This window comes from Pseudomonas gingeri (assembly GCF_013385425.1).
Taxonomy (GTDB): domain Bacteria; phylum Pseudomonadota; class Gammaproteobacteria; order Pseudomonadales; family Pseudomonadaceae; genus Aquipseudomonas; species Aquipseudomonas gingeri_D.
On the sequence record NZ_JACAQA010000032.1, the window covers coordinates 63,867 to 84,058 of the forward strand.

General features: G+C 62.3%; 21 protein-coding genes. 6 read left to right on the forward strand and 15 right to left on the reverse strand.

All coding sequences use genetic code 11. The features are described from left to right. Positions 1-32: 32 nt before the first annotated feature. From HX830_RS27985 to HX830_RS28010, 6 genes are all read right to left on the reverse strand, one after another. A complete protein-coding gene (locus HX830_RS27985; RefSeq protein ID WP_177103919.1) occupies positions 33-1,568 on the reverse strand; it encodes a SulP family inorganic anion transporter in 1,536 nt (511 codons plus the stop codon). Between the two features lie 95 nt (positions 1,569-1,663). Then, positions 1,664-2,395, reverse strand: a complete 732-nt coding sequence (locus HX830_RS27990; RefSeq protein ID WP_177103921.1) for a carbonic anhydrase — start codon at positions 2,393-2,395, stop codon at positions 1,664-1,666. A 253-nt stretch (positions 2,396-2,648) separates the two neighbouring features. After that, complete coding sequence (locus HX830_RS27995) at positions 2,649-3,707, reverse strand: PA0069 family radical SAM protein (RefSeq protein WP_152736539.1); 1,059 nt, start codon at positions 3,705-3,707, stop codon at positions 2,649-2,651. Positions 3,708-3,786: 79 nt separating this feature from the next. Next, positions 3,787-5,061 (reverse strand): cytochrome c, encoded by a 1,275-nt coding sequence (locus HX830_RS28000; protein WP_177103923.1) that lies wholly within the window; start codon positions 5,059-5,061, stop codon positions 3,787-3,789. A 12-nt stretch (positions 5,062-5,073) separates the two neighbouring features. After that, positions 5,074-6,858, reverse strand: a complete 1,785-nt coding sequence (locus tag HX830_RS28005) for a GMC family oxidoreductase (RefSeq protein ID WP_177103925.1) — start codon at positions 6,856-6,858, stop codon at positions 5,074-5,076. A gap of 2 nt (positions 6,859-6,860) precedes the next feature. Then, positions 6,861-7,601: a gluconate 2-dehydrogenase subunit 3 family protein gene (locus tag HX830_RS28010; RefSeq protein ID WP_152736542.1), complete on the reverse strand. Its 741-nt coding sequence runs from the start codon at positions 7,599-7,601 to the stop codon at positions 6,861-6,863. Between the two features lie 301 nt (positions 7,602-7,902). Between HX830_RS28010 and HX830_RS28015 the strand changes: the two genes are divergently transcribed. Then, positions 7,903-8,547, forward strand: coding sequence for a phosphatase domain-containing protein (locus HX830_RS28015; RefSeq protein WP_177103927.1), 645 nt, complete (start codon positions 7,903-7,905; stop codon positions 8,545-8,547). On the opposite strand, the gene HX830_RS28020 is transcribed toward HX830_RS28015, so the two are convergent. The 3 genes from HX830_RS28020 to prlC all read right to left on the reverse strand — a co-directional run bounded on the left by HX830_RS28020 (position 8,525) and on the right by prlC (position 13,022). Then, positions 8,525-10,549: a M3 family metallopeptidase gene (locus HX830_RS28020; RefSeq protein ID WP_177103929.1), complete on the reverse strand. Its 2,025-nt coding sequence runs from the start codon at positions 10,547-10,549 to the stop codon at positions 8,525-8,527. The genes HX830_RS28015 and HX830_RS28020 overlap by 23 nt on opposite strands. Before the next feature lie 137 nt (positions 10,550-10,686). Then, positions 10,687-10,974, reverse strand: a complete 288-nt coding sequence (locus HX830_RS28025) for a YheV family putative zinc ribbon protein (protein ID WP_152736545.1) — start codon at positions 10,972-10,974, stop codon at positions 10,687-10,689. After that, positions 10,971-13,022 (reverse strand): oligopeptidase A, encoded by a 2,052-nt coding sequence (prlC, locus tag HX830_RS28030; RefSeq protein WP_371317551.1) that lies wholly within the window; start codon positions 13,020-13,022, stop codon positions 10,971-10,973. The genes HX830_RS28025 and prlC overlap by 4 nt, the downstream gene beginning before the upstream one ends. An 89-nt stretch (positions 13,023-13,111) precedes the next feature. On the opposite strand from prlC, the gene HX830_RS28035 reads away from it, so the two are divergent. Together HX830_RS28035 and HX830_RS28040 are read left to right on the forward strand one after the other, a co-directional pair. Then, entirely contained in the window at positions 13,112-13,660 is a 549-nt protein-coding gene (locus HX830_RS28035; protein WP_177103933.1) for a gamma carbonic anhydrase family protein, read from the forward strand. Between the two features lie 27 nt (positions 13,661-13,687). After that, positions 13,688-14,332 carry an HAD family hydrolase gene (locus tag HX830_RS28040; protein WP_103496243.1) on the forward strand — a complete coding sequence of 215 codons (645 nt, stop codon included), beginning with the start codon at positions 13,688-13,690 and terminating at the stop codon, positions 14,330-14,332. Between the two features lie 124 nt (positions 14,333-14,456). On the opposite strand, the gene HX830_RS28045 is transcribed toward HX830_RS28040, so the two are convergent. Beyond that, positions 14,457-15,506 (reverse strand): aminopeptidase, encoded by a 1,050-nt coding sequence (locus tag HX830_RS28045; RefSeq protein ID WP_177103935.1) that lies wholly within the window; start codon positions 15,504-15,506, stop codon positions 14,457-14,459. A gap of 176 nt (positions 15,507-15,682) precedes the next feature. Here HX830_RS28045 and HX830_RS28050 point away from each other — a divergent pair, with 176 nt between their 5' ends. Next, positions 15,683-16,099, forward strand: a complete 417-nt coding sequence (locus HX830_RS28050; RefSeq protein ID WP_103496241.1) for a PA0061/PA0062 family lipoprotein — start codon at positions 15,683-15,685, stop codon at positions 16,097-16,099. 2 nt (positions 16,100-16,101) lie between these two features. Here HX830_RS28050 and HX830_RS28055 read toward each other — a convergent pair whose 3' ends face one another. Further along, on the reverse strand, positions 16,102-16,335 hold the full coding sequence (locus HX830_RS28055) for a DUF1161 domain-containing protein (RefSeq protein WP_103496240.1): 234 nt from the start codon (positions 16,333-16,335) through the stop codon (positions 16,102-16,104). A gap of 128 nt (positions 16,336-16,463) precedes the next feature. Then, positions 16,464-16,895 (reverse strand): OsmC family protein, encoded by a 432-nt coding sequence (locus HX830_RS28060; RefSeq protein ID WP_103496239.1) that lies wholly within the window; start codon positions 16,893-16,895, stop codon positions 16,464-16,466. A gap of 220 nt (positions 16,896-17,115) precedes the next feature. On the opposite strand from HX830_RS28060, the gene HX830_RS28065 reads away from it, so the two are divergent. Continuing rightward, positions 17,116-18,117, forward strand: a complete 1,002-nt coding sequence (locus tag HX830_RS28065; protein ID WP_103496238.1) for an LLM class flavin-dependent oxidoreductase — start codon at positions 17,116-17,118, stop codon at positions 18,115-18,117. Between the two features lie 54 nt (positions 18,118-18,171). On the opposite strand, the gene HX830_RS28070 is transcribed toward HX830_RS28065, so the two are convergent. Then, positions 18,172-18,402: a DUF1161 domain-containing protein gene (locus HX830_RS28070; RefSeq protein WP_177103937.1), complete on the reverse strand. Its 231-nt coding sequence runs from the start codon at positions 18,400-18,402 to the stop codon at positions 18,172-18,174. Positions 18,403-18,536: 134 nt separating this feature from the next. Next, a complete protein-coding gene (locus HX830_RS28075) occupies positions 18,537-18,752 on the reverse strand; it encodes a dodecin (protein ID WP_100939968.1) in 216 nt (71 codons plus the stop codon). Between the two features lie 162 nt (positions 18,753-18,914). Between HX830_RS28075 and HX830_RS28080 the strand changes: the two genes are divergently transcribed. Further along, on the forward strand, positions 18,915-19,241 hold the full coding sequence (locus HX830_RS28080) for a DUF883 family protein (RefSeq protein WP_103496236.1): 327 nt from the start codon (positions 18,915-18,917) through the stop codon (positions 19,239-19,241). On the opposite strand, the gene HX830_RS28085 is transcribed toward HX830_RS28080, so the two are convergent. Further along, positions 19,238-20,131 (reverse strand): LysR family transcriptional regulator, encoded by an 894-nt coding sequence (locus HX830_RS28085; RefSeq protein WP_152736550.1) that lies wholly within the window; start codon positions 20,129-20,131, stop codon positions 19,238-19,240. The two genes, HX830_RS28080 and HX830_RS28085, sit on opposite strands and share 4 nt — an antisense overlap. Positions 20,132-20,192 lie beyond the last annotated feature (61 nt).

The window sequence follows — 20,192 nt, forward strand, 5'->3', positions numbered from 1 at the left end:
GCTCCTACAGGTTTTGTGGCGTTTTACCATCGTCAGGCTGCGGCGGAACCGATACCACTGGTGGTCCGCAGCCGCCCTTCCAGGCGCCGTTTCAAGCCATGGGCCTCGATCACCAATCGCGAACCCTTGGCCCGGTTGGCGCGGTCCCACTCCTCCAGCAACTCCAGGCAAGAGTGGTCGATATAGCTCAGGTTGCCCAGCGGCACGTGCACCACCGTGCCCGTGGGAACCGTCGACAGCACCCGGGTCAGCGCAGGCACCTTGAGAAAGGTCGCCGCTCCCAGCAGGCGCAGCTCCATCTCACCCTCGACAGGCAAGTCCACCAGGCTGATTTTCAGGCGCGAGGCTTTCCAGGCCAGCTTCGCCAGGGTCAGGCCGAAACCGATCAACACACCTGTCAACAGATCAGTGCAGACAATCGCCAGGGCCGTGGCACCATAGGTCAGCATCGGCATGCGCCCGTAGCGCCCCAGGCCGCGAAAGACCTTGAGGTCCACCAGCTTGATGCCCGTATACACCAGCACACCCGCCAGGCTCGCCACCGGAATGCTTTGCAGCACGCTGGACAACAGCAGCACAAAGGCCAGCAGCCACAAGCCATGGAACATCGTCGACAGGCGGGTCCGGGCACCGGCCTGGACATTCGCCGAACTGCGCACGATCACCCCGGTCATGGGCAGCGCCCCGAGCAAGCCGCAGAGCATGTTGCCCACCCCCTGCGCCGACAGTTCGCGGTCGAAGTCCGAACGCTGGCCGTCGTGCATGCGGTCCACGGCGGCGGCTGAGAGCAGGGTTTCGGCGCTGGCGATAAAGGCCACGGCAAAAGCCGCGATCAGCAGGTTGGGATCGGCCAGGTTGAGCAGGTCGGCGGGCCGCAGCCAGTCGATGGCCTCGGCCAGGTTGGCGGGGACTTCCACGCGCTTGACCGTCAGCGCCAGCAGCAGGCTCGCCAGGGTCGCCAGGCCCACGCCAAGCAACGCACCCGGGACAAAGCGCAGGACATGGGGTTTGCGCTTGTCCCAAAGCCACATCACCAGGATGGTTCCCAGGCCCAGCGCACCGGCCTGCCAGCCGCTGCCTTCGCCGGAAAACGCCTGGCCCACAGCGGCGGGGAAGCCCAGCAGGTTGTCCAGCCCCGAGGGTAGGGGAGAGCCGTCGAGCATCACATGGACCTGGGACAGCACGATCAACACGCCGATCCCGGCAAGCATGCCGTAGACCACCGCCGGGGCGGTCACCCGGAACCAGCAGCCCAGGCGCAGGCGGCCAGCCAGTAATTGCAACACGCCGGCCAGCAACAGGATCGGCCCGAGCATGGCCATGCCGTGCTCGCGCACCAGTTCGAACACCAGCACCGCCAGGCCCGCGGCCGGACCGCTGACCTGCAACGGTGAACCCGCCAGCCAGCCCACCACCAATCCACCGATGATGCCGGTAATCAGCCCTTTGGCCGGTGGCATGCCGGACGCGATGGCGATCCCCATGCACAGCGGCAGGGCCACCAGGAATACCACCACGGAAGCCAATAGCTCCCGTGGCAAAACCGCTTTCAGTTGTGCAGCACGCATGATCAATCTCCCGAGGATTTCTTCAGGCATGGCCAAGCCCGACCGCTCGAACGTCGGTCGTGGCTGAACCCAATGGATGGAGGAGGCTTCAGGCGCTAGAAGCGGGCTTTGGGCGTCGCACTCGGGATCGGATGAGTGCCATCGAGGGGCAGGAAGCAGGCCCGATCGGCGTCATACGCTTTGATTTCGCTGGTTTCGATGTTGTAGATCCAACCATGGATAAACAGGTGACCGTTGGCCATGCGCGAGGCTACCGAAGGGTGCGTGCGCAAGTGCTGCAACTGGGCGATAACATTTTCTTCGGTCAGCACCTGCATGCTTTCACTTTCGTTGGCACAGTTGCAGTTTTCATGGACCATGGTCTTCGCCACTTCGGCATGGCGCAGCCAAGCCTTGACCGTGGGCATCTTTTCCAGGCTGTCGGGGTTGAGCACCGCACGCATGGCGCCGCAGTCCGAATGCCCGCAGACGATGATGTGCTGCACGCCGAGGGCCAGCACCGCGTACTCGATGGCGGTCGAGACACCGCCGTTCATCTGCCCGTAGGGCGGCACCACGTTGCCGACATTGCGGGTCACGAACAGGTCGCCGGGCGAGCTATGGGTAATGAGTTCAGGCACGATCCGCGAATCCGCGCACGTGATGAACATCGCCCGGGGGCTCTGGGCCGTGGCGAGCTTCTTGAACAGCTCCTCCTGCTGCGGAAAGATTTCATGATGAAAATGCAGGAAGCCATCGACGATATGCTGCAGCGCCGCATCGGCGGTTTCGGCCCCGGGGAGCCCAGAGGCCGACGCAGCTGACGGCTGTTTATCCTTGTCACTCATGATTCATCCTCTTTTCTGACGGATTGAAGGGGATTTTCCTGATTTGGCTCGCTCGCGCCAGCACCCATCGGATCAATACGCCCGATTCCTTGAACGCACCTGTACACAACAGGCAGCTTCACCCTAGTCGCGAAAACTTAACTCAAGCTGAATCAGAGGCTCTAGGACGGACGTTCCAGAAGCTTCTTACGCGCTTACCCGAGAGTATAGGCGCAGGCCAAACGCCAGCAGACACCTTTGTCCGGATCATGGCTCAGAGTAACGACATTTGCCCTCCGGGAGGACAAAACGCCGTGCAATCGAGGTTGTAACCTTCGCGGCGGTTGAGGCCCAGACGCTTGATGGCCTTGGCAAAACGTTGCGCCAGCAAGTCGGCAAACGGCCCTTCGCCGCGCATCCGAGCACCGAATCGGCTGTCGTAGAGCTCGCCGCCACGGGTCTGGCGAATCAGGCTCAAGACATGGGCTGCCCGTTGCGGATAGTGGGCGGCGAGCCACTCCTCGAACAGCGGCGCTACCTCCAGGGGTAGGCGCAGCATCATGTAGGCGGCGCTCTGGGCACCGGCGTCGCGGGCCTCGGTGAGCAGGCTTTCCAGCTCGCTGTCGTTGATCATCGGAATCATCGGCGAACATAAAACGCCCACCGGGATACCTGCTTCACCCATGACCCGGATCGCCCGCAAGCGCGCCTTGGGCGCCGCCGCACGGGGCTCGAGGATGCGCTTGAGTTCGTCGTCGAGGCTGGTCAGGCTGATCATCACCGCCACCAGGCGCTGCCGTGCCAGTTCCGTGAGCAGGTCGAGGTCGCGCAGGATCAGCGAGCCCTTGGTGACGATGGTCACCGGATGCCGATAACGCAGCAACACCTCGAGGATCCGCCGGGTCAGCTGGTGCTCGCGTTCGATCGGCTGGTAGGGATCGGTATTGGAACCCAGGTTGATCGGTGCGACGCGATAGCCCGGCTTGGACAATTGCTGCTCCAGCACGGCGGCGGCGTTGGTCTTGGCGATCAGCCTGGTTTCGAAATCCAGGCCTGGGGACATATCCCAGTAGGCATGGCTGGGGCGTGCGTAGCAGTAGATGCAACCGTGCTCGCAGCCGCGATAGGGATTGATGGAGCGGTCGAAGGGCAGGTCCGGCGAGGTGTTGCGGGTGATGATGGACTTCGCCGTCTCGATGCGCACCTCGGTGCCCTGGGTCAGCGGAACCTCCTGGTACCAGCCGTCGTCCTCGGCCACCGAACGATGGGGCGCGAAGCGGTTGTGCGGGTTGGTCGCGGTGCCACGGCCACGGGGTGGGAGCGGGGTGAACATTGGAAAGGCTCCATTACTGTATTTATATACAGTAATGGAGTCAGGCGAATCTGCCTAGCACCGTCTGGCAGGCGCCAGCCTACGGTTTGGCCGGCATATCCTCCTTGCGCAACGCCGCCACATCACTGGCCTTCACCGCGCCGCCCTGGTTACCCCAACTGCCGCGAATGAAACCGACCACGTCCGCCACTTCCTGGTCCGACAATCGCCAGGCAAACGCCGGCATGGTGAAGTTCGAAGGTGCGGTGTGGGTCGCCGGCAAGGTGCCGCCCTTGAGCACGATATGGATCAACGACGTCGGGTCCGCCGATTGCACCACCGGGTTACCGGCCAACGCCGGGAACACCCGGGTATAGCCGTGACCGTCGGTACGGTGGCAGGCCGCGCAGTTGTCGATATAGACCGACGCCCCCGGCTTGCTGTCATCACCTTTCCACAGGGCTTGTGCGACCTGCGGCTCATAGGCGTGAGGCGCGTCCTGCGGATCCACCGGCGGCAAGCTCTTGAGGTAGCGGGCAATCGCCGTCAGGTCGTCATCGCTCATGTATTGCATGCTGTGCACCACCACATCGCTCATGCCGCCGAATACCGCGCTGCGATCGCTGCGACCGGTCTTGAGGAACTGCACCAGCTGCGCTTCGTTCCAACTGCCGAGGCCATCCTTGTGGTCGCCGCGCAGGCTTTTCGCGATCCAGCCCTCCAGCGGCGCGCTGCCTGCCAGGAAGGCACTGCCGTCATTCGCGCTCAAGGCCTTTTCCTGCATGGTCAGGGCCCGTGGCGTATGGCAGGCACCGCAATGGCCGAGGCCTTCGACCAGATAGGCGCCACGGCTCACCACCGGGTCCGCGCCGCTGCCGGCCTGGTATTCGGCGACCTTGGGCGCAAACATCCAGCGCCAACCCGCCAACGGCCAGCGCATGCTCAGCGGCCAGGGGATATCGACGGCCTTGTTGTCCTGGGCCACCGGCGCCACGCCCTTCATGAAGTAGGCGTACAGCGCCTGCATATCGCTGTCGCTGACCCGGGCGTAGGACGGATAGGGCATCGCCGGGTAAAGCGTACTGCCGTTCTTGGCGACACCATGGCGGACCGCCTGGTCGAAATCCTCGAAGCTGTAGGCGCCGATCCCACTTTTATCCGGGGTGATATTGGTCGAATAGATCGTGCCGATGGGCGTCTGCATCGGCAGCCCGCCGGCGAACGGCTGGCCGCCCTTGGCCGTGTGACAGGCCACGCAATCCCCGGCCCGCGCCAGGTATTCGCCCTGCTTGATCAGGGCCGACGGATCGGCCTCGGCGGCGCTGACCGCGCCATTGCCCAACAGCGCCAGGGTGGCGATAACCAGTGCTTTCATGTTCATCGCTCCTTATGCCTGGACCAACGGGCCGGGATTTTTCAGGTACTGCTCGCGGATCGCCCGGGCCGACCAGTAGGTCAGCGCCGCCACCAGGCCGGTGGGGTTGTAGCCCAGGCCCTGGGGGAAAGCCGAAGCGCCAGGGACAAAGACGTTGTGCACATCCCAGCATTGCAGGTAGCGGTTCAGGGCGCTGGTCTTCGGGTCGGTGCCCATGATCGCGCCACCGTTGAGGTGGGTGGTCTGGTAGGACGACGTGTTGAAGTGCTCACCGACCTGCTTGCCCAGCAGGGCAATGGACTTGGGGTTCATCGCCTCGGCGACCTTGCTCAGTTTGTCGACCATGAAGCGGTTCATCTTGATGTCGTTTTCCTGCCAGTCGAAGGTCATCCGCAACAGCGGCAAGCCGTAGGCATCACGGTAAACCGGGTCGAGATCCAGGTAGTTGCCCCGATAGGACTGGTGCGCACCGTGGGCATCCATCGACACCTGGTGGGTGTAGTAATCGGCCGTGGCACGTTTCCAGGCACTGCCCCAGGCTGGTGTGCCCGGCGGGTTCGAAGTCCCGGCAATCGGCCGGCTGCCGGCCTGGTTGACCCACATCGGCGACCCGCCGACAAAGCCATGGGGGCCGTGGTCGAAGTTATCGGCGTTGAAATCGTCGATCGCCACACCGTTGCCGCCGGCACCGATAAAGTTGTTGGTGTGCACGTCCTTGTCGAAGAAGGCCTTCACGGTGGCCATGTTCTGGTAAGCGAAGTTCTTGCCCACCACGCCTTCGCCGGTGATCGGGTCGTAGGGCTTGCCGATGCCGGACAGCAGCATCAGCCGCACGTTATGGAACTGGAAGGCGCCGAGAATCACCAGGTCGGCCTCTTGCTCCACCTCGCGGCCCTGGGCGTCGATATAGGTCACGCCGGTGGCCTTGCGCTTGGTGCTGTCGAGATTGACCCGCAGCACGTGGGAATTGGGCCGCAGTTCGAAGTTCGGCACCTGGCGCAACGCCGGCAGGATGTTCACGTTCGGCGAGGCCTTGGAATACATGTAGCAGACATAACCGCTGCAGAAGCCGCAGAAATTGCACGGGCCCATCTGCGCCCCGTAAGGGTTGGTGTAGGGCCCTGAAGTATTTGCCGATGGCAGATTGTAGGGCTTGTAGCCGACCTCGCTGGCGGCTTTCTGGAACAGCTGCGCGGAGTAGGTGTTCTTCTGCGACTCCAGCGGAAAGGGATTGGAGCGATCCGGCGCGTAGGGGTTGCCGCCCTTGCCCTGGCCGACCAACTGGCCCTTGACGGTCCAGGCCTGCCCCGAGGTGCCAAAGACCTTTTCGGCATGGTCGAAGAACGGTTCCAGCTCTTCGTAGCTGACGCCGAAGTCCTGGATGGTCATGTCCTTGGGAATGAAGTGTTTGCCGTAGCGCTCTTCGTAGTGACTGCGGATGCGCAGCTCGATGGGATCGACCCGAAAGTGCACGCCAGACCAGTGCAGCCCCGCACCACCCACGCCATTGCCCGGCAGGAACGCGCCGAGCTGGCGGTTCGGCAGGGCGACGTCATTGACGCTATGGCGAATGGTGACGGTTTCCTTGGAGATATCCTGGAAGAGTTTCTTGCGCACGCTGTAGGTGAGTTCGTCGATCACCTGTGGGTAATTGCCGTCTGGGTAGGTGTCCTGCATGGGACCGCGTTCCAGGGCCACGACATTGAGCCCGGCTTCGGTCAGCTCCTTGGCCATGATCGCCCCGGTCCAGCCGAAACCGACGATTACCGCGTCGACCTTCTTCATTTGAATCGCCATGCTCATGCCCTCTCGCCGCGAATGGATACAGCCGGGAAGGGGTATTGCTCGTTGCGTTCAACCCAATCCATAAAATCGGCGCGGGCGCCGGGAAAGCCGATCATGGTCCAGCCGACCAGACCTTTGTTGCCGCCATGGATCGGGTCGCTGAAGAAACCTTCCTTGGTGTTTTGCAGCAGGAAGCTGAAGAAAATCTTCGGCGGGACACTGTCGAAATCGGCGTCTCCGACCTCCAGTCGCTTGAGCAAGGCATCCTGGGTAGCGCTGTCTTGCGCGGCAAAGGTTGAACCGTGCAGCTTCTTGCACCAGGCCTCCGTAGCAGCGATGCCCAGCCGATAGATCTCGCGGGGCACCAGTTTGCTTTGCCAACCCATCTCCGGCGGCGCATCGGCGGCGAAGGGCCCCTGCATAAACCACAAGGCGCCACTGGCGTAAGGGGTGTTCATTTGCCGGTCGATAAATTCCGGCACACCAGCTTCCAGGGCACCCGGCCCCTGGGCATCGGCCGGAATCAATCGGGCCACGGCGGCATTGAGAAAAGCCCATTCCTCGGCGGTGAAGAAGCTCGGCTCGTAATGCCCGCTGTTGACCGGAGCCTTGTCGGCGGCCGCTGGCGTCACTTGCGAGGCGGCTTGCAGGACACTGCTGCCCAACGCGCTGCTCGCCACGGTGACCACCGGGATCAAGGTCAGGGTTTTGCGCAGGAACTCACGCCGCGGGTTATCTCGATCTTGATCAGACATGGCGTTACCTCTCTCATCTTGCACGCACGGATTATTCGGTCACTTCAATTGAGCAACCTGTCTTTTTCGGGTAGCGGTCTCTATCGAGACACCTCGAATTGAGAACACACTGGCAACCTTTAGTTACAAATGATAGCAGCCTAAGCATCAGGATGAATCGATTCAGCTAAAAATCTCGACCTTTTCCGCCCCCATTCCACCCCTCTCACAAATCTTTGACGCTCGACTCACGGGCTTTTGATCCGTAAAAAACAATGCTATAGGGCAATATCGAGTTCTCTTTTCCGGGCGCCGTCCATCTATGTCGATCGTTCGCTGGTTTTCCCTCCTTGGCCTGATGCTGATCAGCGGTCTGGTGCTGCTCGCCGCCCAGGCCGGCGACAACAGCAGCCAACGCCCGCCGCAATGGGCCACGCCGGTGGGCAACCAGTACAACCTCAACCAGATGACCCCGACGCTCTATCGCAGCACCTTGCCCGACAGCAATGCCGTGCCGATCCTGGCCAGGCTGAACATCACCACGGTCATCAACTTCCAGCCGGAGGCCGACTCCAGCTGGCTGTCAGCCCCGAACATCAAGCAGGTGCAACTGCCCTACCGGATCGGCCATGTCGATGACGCCGACGTGTTGACCGTCTTGCGCGCGATCAAGGACGCCGAGGGCCGGGGTTCGGTACTGATCCACGACCGGAAGGGCACGGAACGCACCGGCCTGATGGCGGCGATGTACCGCGTGGTGGTGCAGGGCTGGAGCAAGGAGGAAGCCCTGAGCGAAATGATGATGGGCGGGTTTGGCGACACCCCGCACTTCAAGGACAGCATCCGTTACATGATGCAGGCGCCGGTCGACAAGCTACGCGAGGCCCTGGCCAGCGGCGCGTGCAGCACCAGTCCCTACGCTACCTGCGCGGTGCAGAGCTGGCTCAAGTCGGCACAGGTGCAGTGAGTTCATCGAGGGTTCGTCCCAGAAACGCCTCAATGGATTTCAGGATGGGCCGGGAACCGCCCGGCGCGAAGACCAGCTCGCGCAGGCGCCTGCCTTCCACGGGATCGAAGAGTCCCTGCTCTTCGAAACGGCTGAACACCACCCTCGCCAGCATCTGCCCCCAGGGATAGATGAAGTAGGCGGCGTCCGTGCCGGTGACCAGGTGACTGAAACTGTAGACCTGACGCACATCGCTCGGTGCCGGCAGCGACAAGACCTCATCGCGCACCCGTGCGCTGCGCTCCAGGACGCTTTGCTCCCGGGCGGGGTTCTGGTGCAGCTCCAACGCGAGCGCGGCAAGAATCAGGGTACTGGCCGACTTCAAGCCGTTGCCGGTGGTGAGTGAAATCATCAACCGGTCGGCCTGATCGGCAGAAAGCGCGGCGCCGGTCTGGTGGTGCCGACTGATCTCGACGAGATAGGCAGGCGAATGACACCAGCACTCCAGCAACGCCGAGAAGAACTCGCCAGCATCCCTGGCCGAATCGGTACCGGACAAGCTCCAGCAAGGAGAGCGGTCCAGCAACTGATGCAGGCAGTGCCCGAACTCGTGGAACAGTACCCGCATCTGTCCGTGCTTGAGCAGCAGGGGCTTGTCAGCCGCGGGCCGCGGAAGATAACAGTACAGCACCACGACCGGCAGGGTCAGGCTGCGGCCCTCGACCGATAGCAGCCGATGGCGCAGCGCATACATCGCGCCGCTCCTGGTGGTCTTCTCCTCGCGGGCGAACAGATCAAGGAACAGGTAGCCTATCGCCTGCCCATACTCGCGAACCTCGAACGGGCGGACGTCGGGGTGCCAGGTATCCAGTTCGTCGCGGGCGATGAATTCAACGCCGAACAGGCGAGCGGGGAGTGCCAGCAGGCTTTTCAGAACCTGCTCGAGTTCGAAGTAGGCGCGACTTTCATCCTCGCTGATCGCGCCCTTGTGCAGGCGCAGCTGTTGGCTATAAAAGGGCCGGTCCCAGGGTTTCAGCTCCGTCAGGCCCTGCTCGGCGGCAAACGCCTCCAGTACCTCCACTTCGCGGATCCAGCCTGGTTTTTCCGCGGCCACCAGTCGGCGCAAGAATCCCTCGACCTGCTCGGCAGAACTCAACGAAAGGCTTTGCAGTTGCAGTGCCGCGCTGTTGGCGAAGCCCAGCAGCTCAGCCTTCATGAAGCGCAATTGCAGCAACTCGTCGAGCACGGGCGTATTGTCATGGTCCGTTTCGGCATCGCTGGCACGGCTCACAACGGCCTCATAGACCTGCTGGCGCAGCTCGCGCCCTCGCGCATCCCGAAAGATCGAGCTGACCGCCTGCGGATCGTCGATGTTCAACCACCAACCGGCAAAGTTCGACTCGTGGTACAGCTCCATATGGACCTTGTCCTCGTCCGAAACGCCCTCCAGGGTACTGTCGTCGCTGAAGTACAGGCTGCCGTCTTCACTGGCGATGCGCACATTGTTGAGGAAGCGCAATTCCAGTTGCCGGATTCGCGCGTCCAGCGCCCGTAGCCGGGTCTTCTGTTCCTCGGACAAATGCGCCCCCGCCAGCCGGCAATCCAGCACGACCCGCTGGAGCGCGGCGACACGCGTGGCGTCGAACAGGCGCGCGTTCGCGCTGCCCGCCAGGCGTTCGTAGAGTTGAAAGAGCCCGGGATGCTGGCTGACTTCAAGGCGGTAAGCGAGATAACGCCGGCGGCAACTGTGGAACGCCTCTCCCCACACGGGGTAGGGACGGGCGGTACTCAAGGCGGTAATGACGCCCATAAGCCCCGCCAGGCGCCCCCGCAAGGCGTCGACCGGTACGAAGAAGTCGTCCCAGGTCGGGTTTTCGCTCTGGTTCGCGATAATCTCGTCGATCGCGCTCCAGTGGTGTTTGATCAGCGCCTCGAGCGCCGGCAGCAGGTGCTCGACACGCACCGATGAATAGGCCGGCAGATCAGGCGGCTGCGCGTGCAGCAAAGGGTTGAAGGTCCCCACGGTTCACTCCTGGACAGGCACGGACCGCCAGCGGGTCCGCTCAAGGCCACAGTCTGGGGTAGCAGGCGCTTGCGCGAGTGGTACAGGGATAAGACATCCCCGGGCCTTGGACGGCCCGGGAGAGCGGAACGGTGGGATTACTTGTCGTCGGGCTTTTTCAACTTGGGATTGGGGAAAAACTGCACGGTCTGGACCTTGTTGTCCTGCGGCGCCTTGGCCGGTGCGGTATTGACCCGCGTGCCCAGCTCCTTGGGCACCGACAAACCCTGTTCATTCAGGGTGTCGGCATAGCCGCAAGCCACGCACTCACGGTGCGGAACGTCGTCTTCGCTCCACATCATCAGCTTGTCCTGCTCGCTGCACGCCGGGCAGACCGCCCCGGCGATAAAGCGCTTCTTGGTCTTGATCACGGTAGCCTCGCTCATGCCGCGGCATCCTCGCCGAGGCCGCTGTGACGCAAGAGTGCGTCAATCGACGGCTCGCGGCCACGGAAGTCGACGAACAGCACCATCGGCGCCTGGGAGCCACCGCGGGCCAGGATCGCTTCACGGAAGGCACGACCGGTCTGTTCGTTCAGCACACCCTCTTCCTCGAACTTGGAGAAGGCGTCGGCCGACAGCACTTCCGCCCATTTGTAGCTGTAGTAGCCCGCCGCGTAACCGCCGGCGAAAATGTGCGCAAAGCTGTTGGGAAAGCGGTTGTAGGCCGGCGGACGCATCACCGAGACCTCGTCGCGCACGCCTTCGAGGACCTGTGCCACGCTGCGGCCATCGCCATGGGTGGCATGCAGTTCGAAGTCGAACAGCGAGAATTCCAGCTGGCGCACCATCATCAGCCCGGACTGGAAGTTCTTCGCCGCGAGCATTTTTTCCAGCAGGTCCTGGGGCAGCGGTTCGCCGCTTTCGTAGTGACCGGAGATCAACGCCAGGCCTTCGGGCTCCCAGCACCAGTTTTCCATGAACTGGCTCGGCAGCTCCACGGCATCCCAGGCCACGCCATTGATACCGGACACCCCGGCATGGTCGATACGGGTCAGCAGGTGATGCAGGCCATGGCCGAACTCGTGGAACAGGGTGGTGACTTCGTCATGGGTCAGCAGGGCCGGCTTGCCGCTGTCGGCCGGGGCGAAGTTGCACACCAGGTTGGCCACCGGGCTTTGCAGGACGCCATCAACCGTACGCCGACGATCACGGGCACCGTCCATCCAGGCCCCGCCACGCTTGTTGGCGCGGGCATAGAGGTCAAAGAAGAAACGCCCGACGTGCTGGCCGTTTTCCTTGATTTCGAACAGGCGGACATCCGGGTGCCAGGTGTCGAAACCGCTCTGCTCGGCAATCTCGATGCCGTACAGGCGCTGGACAATGGCGAACAGCCCGCCGAGCACCTTGTCGATCGGGAAGTAGGCGCGCAGGGCTTCCTGGGAAACGCTGTAGCGTTGCTCACGCAGCTTCTCGCCGTAGTAACCGCTGTCCCAGCTTTGCAGCTCGGCACAACCTTGTTCGGCGGCGTAGGCCTTGAGTTGTTGCAGGTCCTGGGCGGCAAACGGCTTGCTGCGCTTGGCCAGGTCGCGCAGGAAGGTCAGCACCTGGTCGCTGGAGTCGGCCATCTTGGTCGCCAGGCTCAATTCCGAGAAGCTGGCGAAACCCAACAATTGCGCCAGTTCCTGGCGCAGGTCGAGGATTTCTTCCATCACCGGACCGTTGTCGTACTGGCCGGCATTCGGTCCCTGGTCCGAGGCACGGGTGCAGTAGGCGGCGTACACCTCTTCGCGCAGGGCGCGGTCCTGGGCGTAGGTCATCACCGCGTAGTAGCTCGGGAATTCCAGGGTGATCAACCAGCCGTCCAGGCCCTTGGCCTGGGCCGCGGCGGCCATTTGCGCCTTGGAGGAATCGCTCAGGCCGGCAAGACCGGCCTCGTCGGTAACGTGCCGGGTCCAGGCCTGGGTCGCGTCGAGCAACTGGTTGGAGAAGCGGCTGCCCAGTTCGGACAGCTTGCTCTGCACCTCGGCATAGCGCTTTTGCTGCTCGGGTGGCAGGTCGATACCCGACAGGCGGAAGTCGCGCAGGGAGTGTTCGAGAATGGTTTTCTGGCCGACGTCGAAGCTGGCGGCCTGCGGGTTGTTCGCCAGGGCTTCGAAGGCCTGGAACAGTTCGCGGTTCTGGCCCAGCTCCGTGGAGTAGGCGCTCAAGGCCGGCAGGCAGGCCTCGTAGGCTTCACGCAATTCGGCGCTGTTGCACACGGCATTCAGGTGGCTGACCGGACTCCAGGCGGCGCCCAGGCGATCGTTGAGTTCATCCATCGCCAGGACCAGCCCGGCCCAGGTAGGCTGTTGGCCCTGGGTGGCGAGGATTTCGGCGATGGCCGCGCGGTTGTCCGCCAGGATCTGTTCGATGGCCGGCAGCACGTGTTCCGCGCGGATCGCCGAGAACGGCGGCAGGTCGTAGGACTGCAGAAGAGGGTTGTTCACGCTCACGGTTGGCACCTTGGCTGGAAGAAACATGGGCCCATCTTAATTACAATCGACGTCGACCGCAGCTATCAACCAAAGAGAGAGCGCCTATCGTGACCCTTCGTACCTATCAGAACCTCACGCCGGCACTCGGTGAACGGGCCTTTGTCGACCGTTCGGCGGTGGTGATCGGCGACGTCGAAATCGGCGCCGACAGCTCCATCTGGCCGTTGACCGTGATCCGCGGCGACATGCACCGCATCCGCATCGGCCAACGCACCAGCGTGCAGGACGGCTGCGTGTTGCATATCACCCACGCCGGGCCTTTCAACCCCGAGGGTTTCCCGCTGCTGATCGGCGACGACGTGACCATCGCCCACAAGGTCATGCTGCATGGCTGCACGGTGGGCAGCCGGATTCTGATCGGCATGGGCAGCATCGTCATGGACGGCGCGGTGATCGAGGACGAGGTGATCGTCGGCGCCGGCAGCCTGGTGCCGCCGGGCAAGGTCCTGGAAAGCGGCTTTCTCTATGTCGGCAGCCCGGTCAAGCAGGCGCGCGCGCTGACGGACAAGGAACGGGCGTTTTTCACCTACAGCGCGGCGAACTACGTGAAGCTCAAGGACCTGCACATGGCCGAAGGTTATCACCAGGCCGTTTGATTATTTTTTGTACAGCCAGGACATTCCATGCATTACCAGACGATTCTCTTCGACCTCGACGGCACCCTGACCGACCCGCGCGAGGGCATCACCCGTTCGATCCAGTACGCGCTGGGCAAACTGGGGATCGACGAGCCGGACCTCGGCAAGCTCGAACACTTTATCGGCCCGCCGTTGTTGCAGGCGTTCATGCAGTTCTACGGGTTTGACGAGGCCAAGGCCTGGGAGGCGGTGAACTTCTACCGGGAGCGCTTCAAGGTGACCGGGCTGTATGAAAACCGGGTGTTCGAAGGGGTCATGCCGTTGCTGGAGCTGCTGGGCGGGCAGGGGCGCACCTTGTATATCGCCACGTCCAAGCCCTGGGTGTTTGCCCGGGAGATTGCCCGGCATTTCGATTTTGCCCGGCACTTCAAGATGATCTACGGCAGCGAGCTGGATGGCACGCGGACCGACAAGGTCGAGCTGATTGCCCACCTGATCGCCGAAGAAGGGCTGGAACCGAGCGATACGCTGATGATCGGCGACCGCAAGCACGACCTGATCGGCGCGCAACGCAATGGTCTGGATGCGGCGGCGGTGGGGTATGGGTTCGGCAGTTTCGAGGAGTTGAGTGCGCAGCAGCCGGCTTATCATTTCCAGACGCTGGCGCAGTTGCATCGGGCGTTTGTGTAAGGCGCTGGACCGAGTCGCCCCCTTCGCGGGCAAGCTCCGCTCCCACAATAGGTTCTGCGTCGTACGCCTATTTTGCACACGACACAAAACCTGTGGGAGCGGAGCTTGCCCGCGAAGGCGTCAGTCAGCCTGGCATCAATTGGCGCAACGCCGCCTTGCGTTCGTCAACCGGCAAGCCCCCCAGTTTTTCCACTGCATTGAAAAACGCCGGCCAATCGCCACTGACTTGCTTGAACAACGCCGCAAACGCCGGCACCCACTGGTCATACAGCCCGAAGGGCAGCAGCTTGGCGTTATTCAGCGGCCCGTTGATCCAGGCGTCATAACGCTTGTCACCCGCCCACTGACTCGCCTGCATCTGGTGGTACTCGTCCCGCAAGCGCTGGAACTCCTGCGCCTTGCGCTCACGCATCTGCTCGACCGGCAAGGCCTGCGCATACAACTGCTGCAAGCGCGCCCGGGTCTTCAGCACCAGCTCGATAAACTGATCCTTCTGCGCCACATCGTTGACCTTGGCCGGCGGCAAGCCTCGCGCCGCCCGCCATTGCCGCGTGCCTTCCTGCTCGACGAAGTTGGCATAGGACTCATTGAACTCGGTGTCGTCCTTCACATAAAAACGCTGGTGCGCCAGTTCATGAAAGATCAGCGTCGCCAGGCGCTCGTCGCCCCAGGTCAGCATCGAACTGATAATCGGATCGTCGAACCAGCCCAGCGTCGAGTAGGCCTCGACCCCGCCGATATACACGTCCATGCCCTGCTGCTTCTGCAGCGCCGCCTCACCCCGCGCCGCGCCCTGGTTGTAATAGCCGCGATAGGCCACGCAACCGGCAATCGGGAAACAATGCTGCTGCGGGGTCAGGGAAAATTCCGGCGTGGCAAAGACATTCCAGACCACATAAGGGCGTTTGATATCCGCATACAAGCGGTAACTGCGGTTGTCCGGCAGGTGCAGATGCTCGCTGGCAAAGGCCCGCGCCTGCTGGGACTGGGCCAGGTGTTCGCGCAGTTTCGGGTCCCGGGCCGGATCGGCAATCACCTCGGCCACCGGCTCCCGGGCGTGCAACAGGCTCAACTGGCCACCGGCCAGCTGGCTATAATAATTGAGACTGCTGCAACCACCGAGCAACAGCAGCAAGGCGCCTATCGAACCGCGTACCACGGGCCTGAACATCATGGGAATCACCTGCAGGGAGCAGACACAAGACTAGCGCGCGGGCTGAAGGCTTTTCCATGAAGATTATCGAGGTTGAGGTGTTCACCGCAGGGAGGCCCCACCACAAGCTTCACGCCCGGGCGTCCCGATACCCCTGAACGCAGGTATGCTGATCTCCTGAACAGAGTGGAAACATCATGCGCAAACATCTCCCCGTACTCTTCGCCCTGGCCAGCCTGGGCGGCTGTATCAGTCCGTTACCGGCGGTGAATCCGCAAATGGCCTGGGTCGACCTGGACACCCACACCGGTACGGTGATCATGGCCGAAAGCCTGGACAAGCAGCGTCTGCGCGACGGACGCTTTTTCCAGGTCACGCCGGGCAGCCATGACCTCCTGGCTCGTTTCGATTACGAGGTCTATATCGGCGGCATGGCGATGAACACCGACCCGCCGAACCGGCTGTGCTACCTGAGCGTGCACTACGATCACTTCGAAGCCGGCCGGCGTTACCGCCTGGAGGGTATAGCCCTGGGCTTCAACGCCAGCGCGCGGCTGTACAACGACAAGGGTGAAGTCGTGGCGGAGCAGAACAATGTGTTCTGCATTCCGTAGCTTCAGCGGTCGTTCTTCTGGTAGATGATTTTCTTGCTGCCGCCTTCACAACTGCCCACGACCATGTTCTGGTCGTGGACTTCATCCCTGGCAACGATCTCCAGGGTGTAGGAACTGACGCCGGCCGCCTGGATCTTGGTTTCGATCTCGGACTTGAGCTCTTCACACGGCTTGGTCGCGGCCAGGGCCGAGGTGGCCAGCACGCAACAGAAAATCCCCAGGGCAATACGTTTCATGGTCGAACTCCTTGACTACGGCAGCGCGTCGCCAGGGCGTACGCGCAAACTGCCACAGTTCATTCGACCACACTTGCGCCAGCCAAGTTCTGAGCCGCCTCACATCCCTGGGTCTTGCCGGTGCGCAATCAGTGCACCAAGGTCCCGGTGAGGCTGATCTTCGCGTTCAACACCTTGGACACCGGACAACCTTCCTTGGCCTTTTTGCTCAGCTCATCGAACTGCTGCTGGCTGGCGCCGGGGATTTTCGCCTTGAGAATCAGGTGCACCGCGGTGATCGCAAAACCACCGTCAACCTGGTCCAGGGTCACTTCGGCCTGGGTGTCGATACTGTCGGCCTTGAGCCCGGCCTCGCCGAGAATCATCGAAAAGGCCATGGAGAAACACCCCGCGTGGGCGGCACCGATCAGTTCTTCCGGGTTGGTGCCCTTGCCGCCTTCGAAACGTGCCTTGAAACCGTAAGGCGCTTCACGCAACACCCCGGTTTCCGTGGAAATGGAACCAATACCGGTTTTCAGGTCGCCTGCCCAATGAGCCGATGCTTTCTTCGTGATACTCATAGCTGCCTCCTCAAAAGCCGGCGCGAAGGGTTCACGCCGGGGTCAAGGTTCTGAGGATAGACGCTGGATTAAAGTTCACCCCGTAAGACTCATCTGAAAAAAATGCCGGTTAAAAACAGCTCTCCCCTTGAAACTCGGGTATATGCCCACATTCCCTGGAGACCGGCAGGTTTTTCGACAGCAGACGAAGCCTGCGTACCCTCACAGGAGTAGCAGGCTCATGAAGCGACTGTCCGACGTCAAGTTTTCCACCCTCGACCTGGTGCCCGTGCGCCAGGACGGCAGCCCGGGCCAATCCCTGCGCAATTCGCTGGATCTGGCCCGTCATGTGGAAAAGTTCGGCTACCACCGCTTCTGGGTCGCCGAGCACCACAACATGGACGGAATCGCCAGTTCGGCGACGTCCGTGCTGCTGGGTTACCTGGCGGGCGGCACCTCGACCATTCGCGTCGGTTCCGGCGGCGTGATGCTGCCCAACCATGCGCCCCTGGTGATCGCCGAACAGTTCGGCACCCTGGAAAGTCTCTATCCCGGCCGTATCGACCTGGGCCTGGGCCGCGCCCCGGGTTCCGACCAGATGACCGCCCGGGCCCTGCGCCGCGAGCGTTCGGGCAGCGCCGACGACTTCCCCGAAGATGTCACTGAGCTGATGGGCTACCTCGGCCCGCGCACACCGGAACAACGGGTCATCGCCATGCCGGGCACCGGTACCCAGGTGCCGGTCTGGCTGCTGGGTTCGAGCCTGTTCAGTGCACAGCTGGCTGGGGAGCGGGGTTTGCCCTACGCCTTCGCCTCACATTTCGCACCGCGCTACATGCATGAGGCGATTCGCGTCTACCGCAATCACTTCAAGCCTTCGGCGGTGCTCGACAAACCCTACGTGATGCTCGGCGTACCGCTGGTGGCCGCGGATACCGATGAAAAGGCCGACTACCTGGCGACCTCGGTGTACCAGCGCATCCTTGCGCTGATGCGTGGCCAGAGCCTGGTGCAACGGCCGCCGGTGCAGACCATGGATGGCCTGTGGCTGCCCCACGAAAGAGAAGCGGTGGCGAGTTTCCTCGGCCTGGCGATGGTCGGCAGCCCCGAGAAGATCCGCGCCAAGCTGGAAGTCCTGATCGAGCAGACCCAGGCCGATGAGCTGATCTTCACCTGCGACCTGTATGAACATGCCGATCGACTGCATTCCTACGAGTTGCTGGCGCAGGTCATGAAGGGCTGACGGCCAGAAACAGAAAAGCCGGCGCCTGGCGCCGGCTTTGATCCCCACTCACGCTTATTTGCGCTTGTAGACGATTTCCTTCTTACCCGCCTCGCAGCGGCCAACGGTCTTGCCATCGGAACCCGTATTGCTGCCTGCATCGACGATCTGCAGCGAATAACCATGAACGCCCTTGGCTTCAAGCTTGTCCTTGATGTCCTTCTCCACCACGTCGCATGGCTTGCCCGCCGCAAGGGCGGTTCCCGCCAGACTCAACAACGCTACCGCCAGCACAAGCTTCTTCATCGATCATATTCCCTGGTCAGATCAAAAAAAGTGCGTCGGCTTTTGGGCGACGCACCTCGGGCTATTTAGCCCCCTCTGTATAGCAATCAATATGGCAGTCGGCCAGTCTATAAGTTCAAAAGGCCAGTATTTGTTCAGCTATTGGCGATTCTGAAGCCGACTTTCAGGGTGACCTGGAAGTGCGCAGCCTTGTTGTCCTTGATATGCCCACGGGTATCAAGCACCTCGAACCATTCCAGATGCTTGATGCTTTTACCGGCTTCGGCCAGGGCATTGTTGATGGCGTCTTCGATACTGGTGGGGGAAGAACCTACCAGTTCGATTTTCTTGTAGGTGTGGTGGTCGCTCATGCTGTTCTCCTAAGTCCCGGGGGCTGTCCAGAGAGCCTAGCAGTGATTTTTCCCACAGCTCGCTGTCGAGTGATTTCGTGATCCGCTGCAGATTTTCTGCACTTTCACCGCGCGCTGGAGTCCCAATCTGCACACGCCACTCAACTGCGGGAGAACGCCGATATGGCCAGCAACGCACTACGCAAAGCCTCATTGCAAAGCATGGAAGCCGAAATCGAGAGCCTGCTCAAGTCCCTCGAAAGCCTCAAGGACGACGCCTCGGACGAGTCGCGCAAAACCCTCAAGGCCCTCAAGAGCAATGCCGAGAACGCACTCAAGCATTCACGTCACCTGCTCAGCGATGCCTATGAAGAGGTCAAGGTCAGAACCCGCGAAACCGGGATTGCGACCCGTGATTATGCCCAGGAACATCCGTGGACAACCGCCGGTGTCGCGGTGGGTGCGCTGGGGCTTTTGGCCGCTTACCTGTTGTGCAAACGCGGCGATTAAGCCCTGTGTTCCAACTCGGTCTTGAGCCATTGGGCCAACTGCTGGGCGCGTCCGTCCGTGGCGCGCCGGGGTAGCCACAAGGCCAGCCGCCCCGGGGTTTCATTGAAGCCCCAGGGCGCCACCAGCCGACCGCCACGCAAATCGTCCGCTACCAGCGGCTGCGGCGCGATCGCCACCCCCAAACCGGCCACCGCCGCTTCGAGCAGGTAGTACAGATGCTCGAAACCCTGTCCGTACTTCAACTGCGCCGCATCGATACCGTTCTGCCGCGCCCAGCTGGGCCAGGCCTGGGGTCGTGAGGTGGTGTGCAACAGCGCTTCACCCACCAGGCCACGGGCCGGGGCCCGTAGCAATGACTCGTAACGGGCAAAATGCGGACTCATGACCGGGCCGATGCGCTCGCTCGCCAGTTCTATAACCTGCATATCCGCCGGCCACGGCGGCTCGGCGAACAGCAACAGGGCATCGAGCCCCGGCTTGCGCGGATCGAGATCGCCTTCACCCGCCGACAGGTGCAGGCGCAGGTCGGGCAAATCGGCATTCAGCCGCCCCAGTCGCGGAATAAACCAGCGCGCCAGCAGGCTCCCGGAACAGCCCAGCACAAAGGGCGCATCCGCCGTGTTCTGGGTCAACTCGGCGCAGACCGCCCGCAGCCGTTCGAACGCCTCGAAACTGGCGTCGCGCAGGCGAACGCCCGCATCTGTGAGTTTCAGGCCGCGGCCTTCCTTGGCGAACAGGCTCAGGCCCAGATGTTCCTCAAGCACTTTCAACTGCCGGCTGACCGCTCCATGGGTCACATGCAGCTGTTCGGCGGCCTGACTGACGCTGTTCAAGCGGGCGGTGGCCTCGAAGGCGCGCAAGGCATTGAGCGGGGGAAGGTCACGGCTCATGGTATCTGTGAGTTTTCCTGACAGGTTACGGCGATCTTATCGGTTTTCATCCGCGCCTGTC

Excerpts from the sequence above, each read along its gene's own strand:
- HX830_RS27985 (WP_177103919.1), bottom strand. The coding sequence starts at position 1,568 with ATGCGTGCTGCACAACTGAAAGCGGTTTTGCCACGGGAGCTATTGGCT.
- HX830_RS27990 (WP_177103921.1), bottom strand. The coding sequence starts at position 2,395 with ATGAGTGACAAGGATAAACAGCCGTCAGCTGCGTCGGCCTCTGGGCTC.
- HX830_RS27995 (WP_152736539.1), bottom strand. The coding sequence starts at position 3,707 with ATGTTCACCCCGCTCCCACCCCGTGGCCGTGGCACCGCGACCAACCCG.
- HX830_RS28000 (WP_177103923.1), bottom strand. The coding sequence starts at position 5,061 with ATGAAAGCACTGGTTATCGCCACCCTGGCGCTGTTGGGCAATGGCGCG.
- HX830_RS28005 (WP_177103925.1), bottom strand. The coding sequence starts at position 6,858 with ATGGCGATTCAAATGAAGAAGGTCGACGCGGTAATCGTCGGTTTCGGC.
- HX830_RS28010 (WP_152736542.1), bottom strand. The coding sequence starts at position 7,601 with ATGTCTGATCAAGATCGAGATAACCCGCGGCGTGAGTTCCTGCGCAAA.
- HX830_RS28015 (WP_177103927.1), top strand. The coding sequence starts at position 7,903 with ATGTCGATCGTTCGCTGGTTTTCCCTCCTTGGCCTGATGCTGATCAGC.
- HX830_RS28025 (WP_152736545.1), bottom strand. The coding sequence starts at position 10,974 with ATGAGCGAGGCTACCGTGATCAAGACCAAGAAGCGCTTTATCGCCGGG.
- HX830_RS28040 (WP_103496243.1), top strand. The coding sequence starts at position 13,688 with ATGCATTACCAGACGATTCTCTTCGACCTCGACGGCACCCTGACCGAC.
- HX830_RS28045 (WP_177103935.1), bottom strand. The coding sequence starts at position 15,506 with ATGATGTTCAGGCCCGTGGTACGCGGTTCGATAGGCGCCTTGCTGCTG.
- HX830_RS28050 (WP_103496241.1), top strand. The coding sequence starts at position 15,683 with ATGCGCAAACATCTCCCCGTACTCTTCGCCCTGGCCAGCCTGGGCGGC.
- HX830_RS28055 (WP_103496240.1), bottom strand. The coding sequence starts at position 16,335 with ATGAAACGTATTGCCCTGGGGATTTTCTGTTGCGTGCTGGCCACCTCG.
- HX830_RS28060 (WP_103496239.1), bottom strand. The coding sequence starts at position 16,895 with ATGAGTATCACGAAGAAAGCATCGGCTCATTGGGCAGGCGACCTGAAA.
- HX830_RS28065 (WP_103496238.1), top strand. The coding sequence starts at position 17,116 with ATGAAGCGACTGTCCGACGTCAAGTTTTCCACCCTCGACCTGGTGCCC.
- HX830_RS28070 (WP_177103937.1), bottom strand. The coding sequence starts at position 18,402 with ATGAAGAAGCTTGTGCTGGCGGTAGCGTTGTTGAGTCTGGCGGGAACC.
- HX830_RS28075 (WP_100939968.1), bottom strand. The coding sequence starts at position 18,752 with ATGAGCGACCACCACACCTACAAGAAAATCGAACTGGTAGGTTCTTCC.
- HX830_RS28080 (WP_103496236.1), top strand. The coding sequence starts at position 18,915 with ATGGCCAGCAACGCACTACGCAAAGCCTCATTGCAAAGCATGGAAGCC.
- HX830_RS28085 (WP_152736550.1), bottom strand. The coding sequence starts at position 20,131 with ATGAGCCGTGACCTTCCCCCGCTCAATGCCTTGCGCGCCTTCGAGGCC.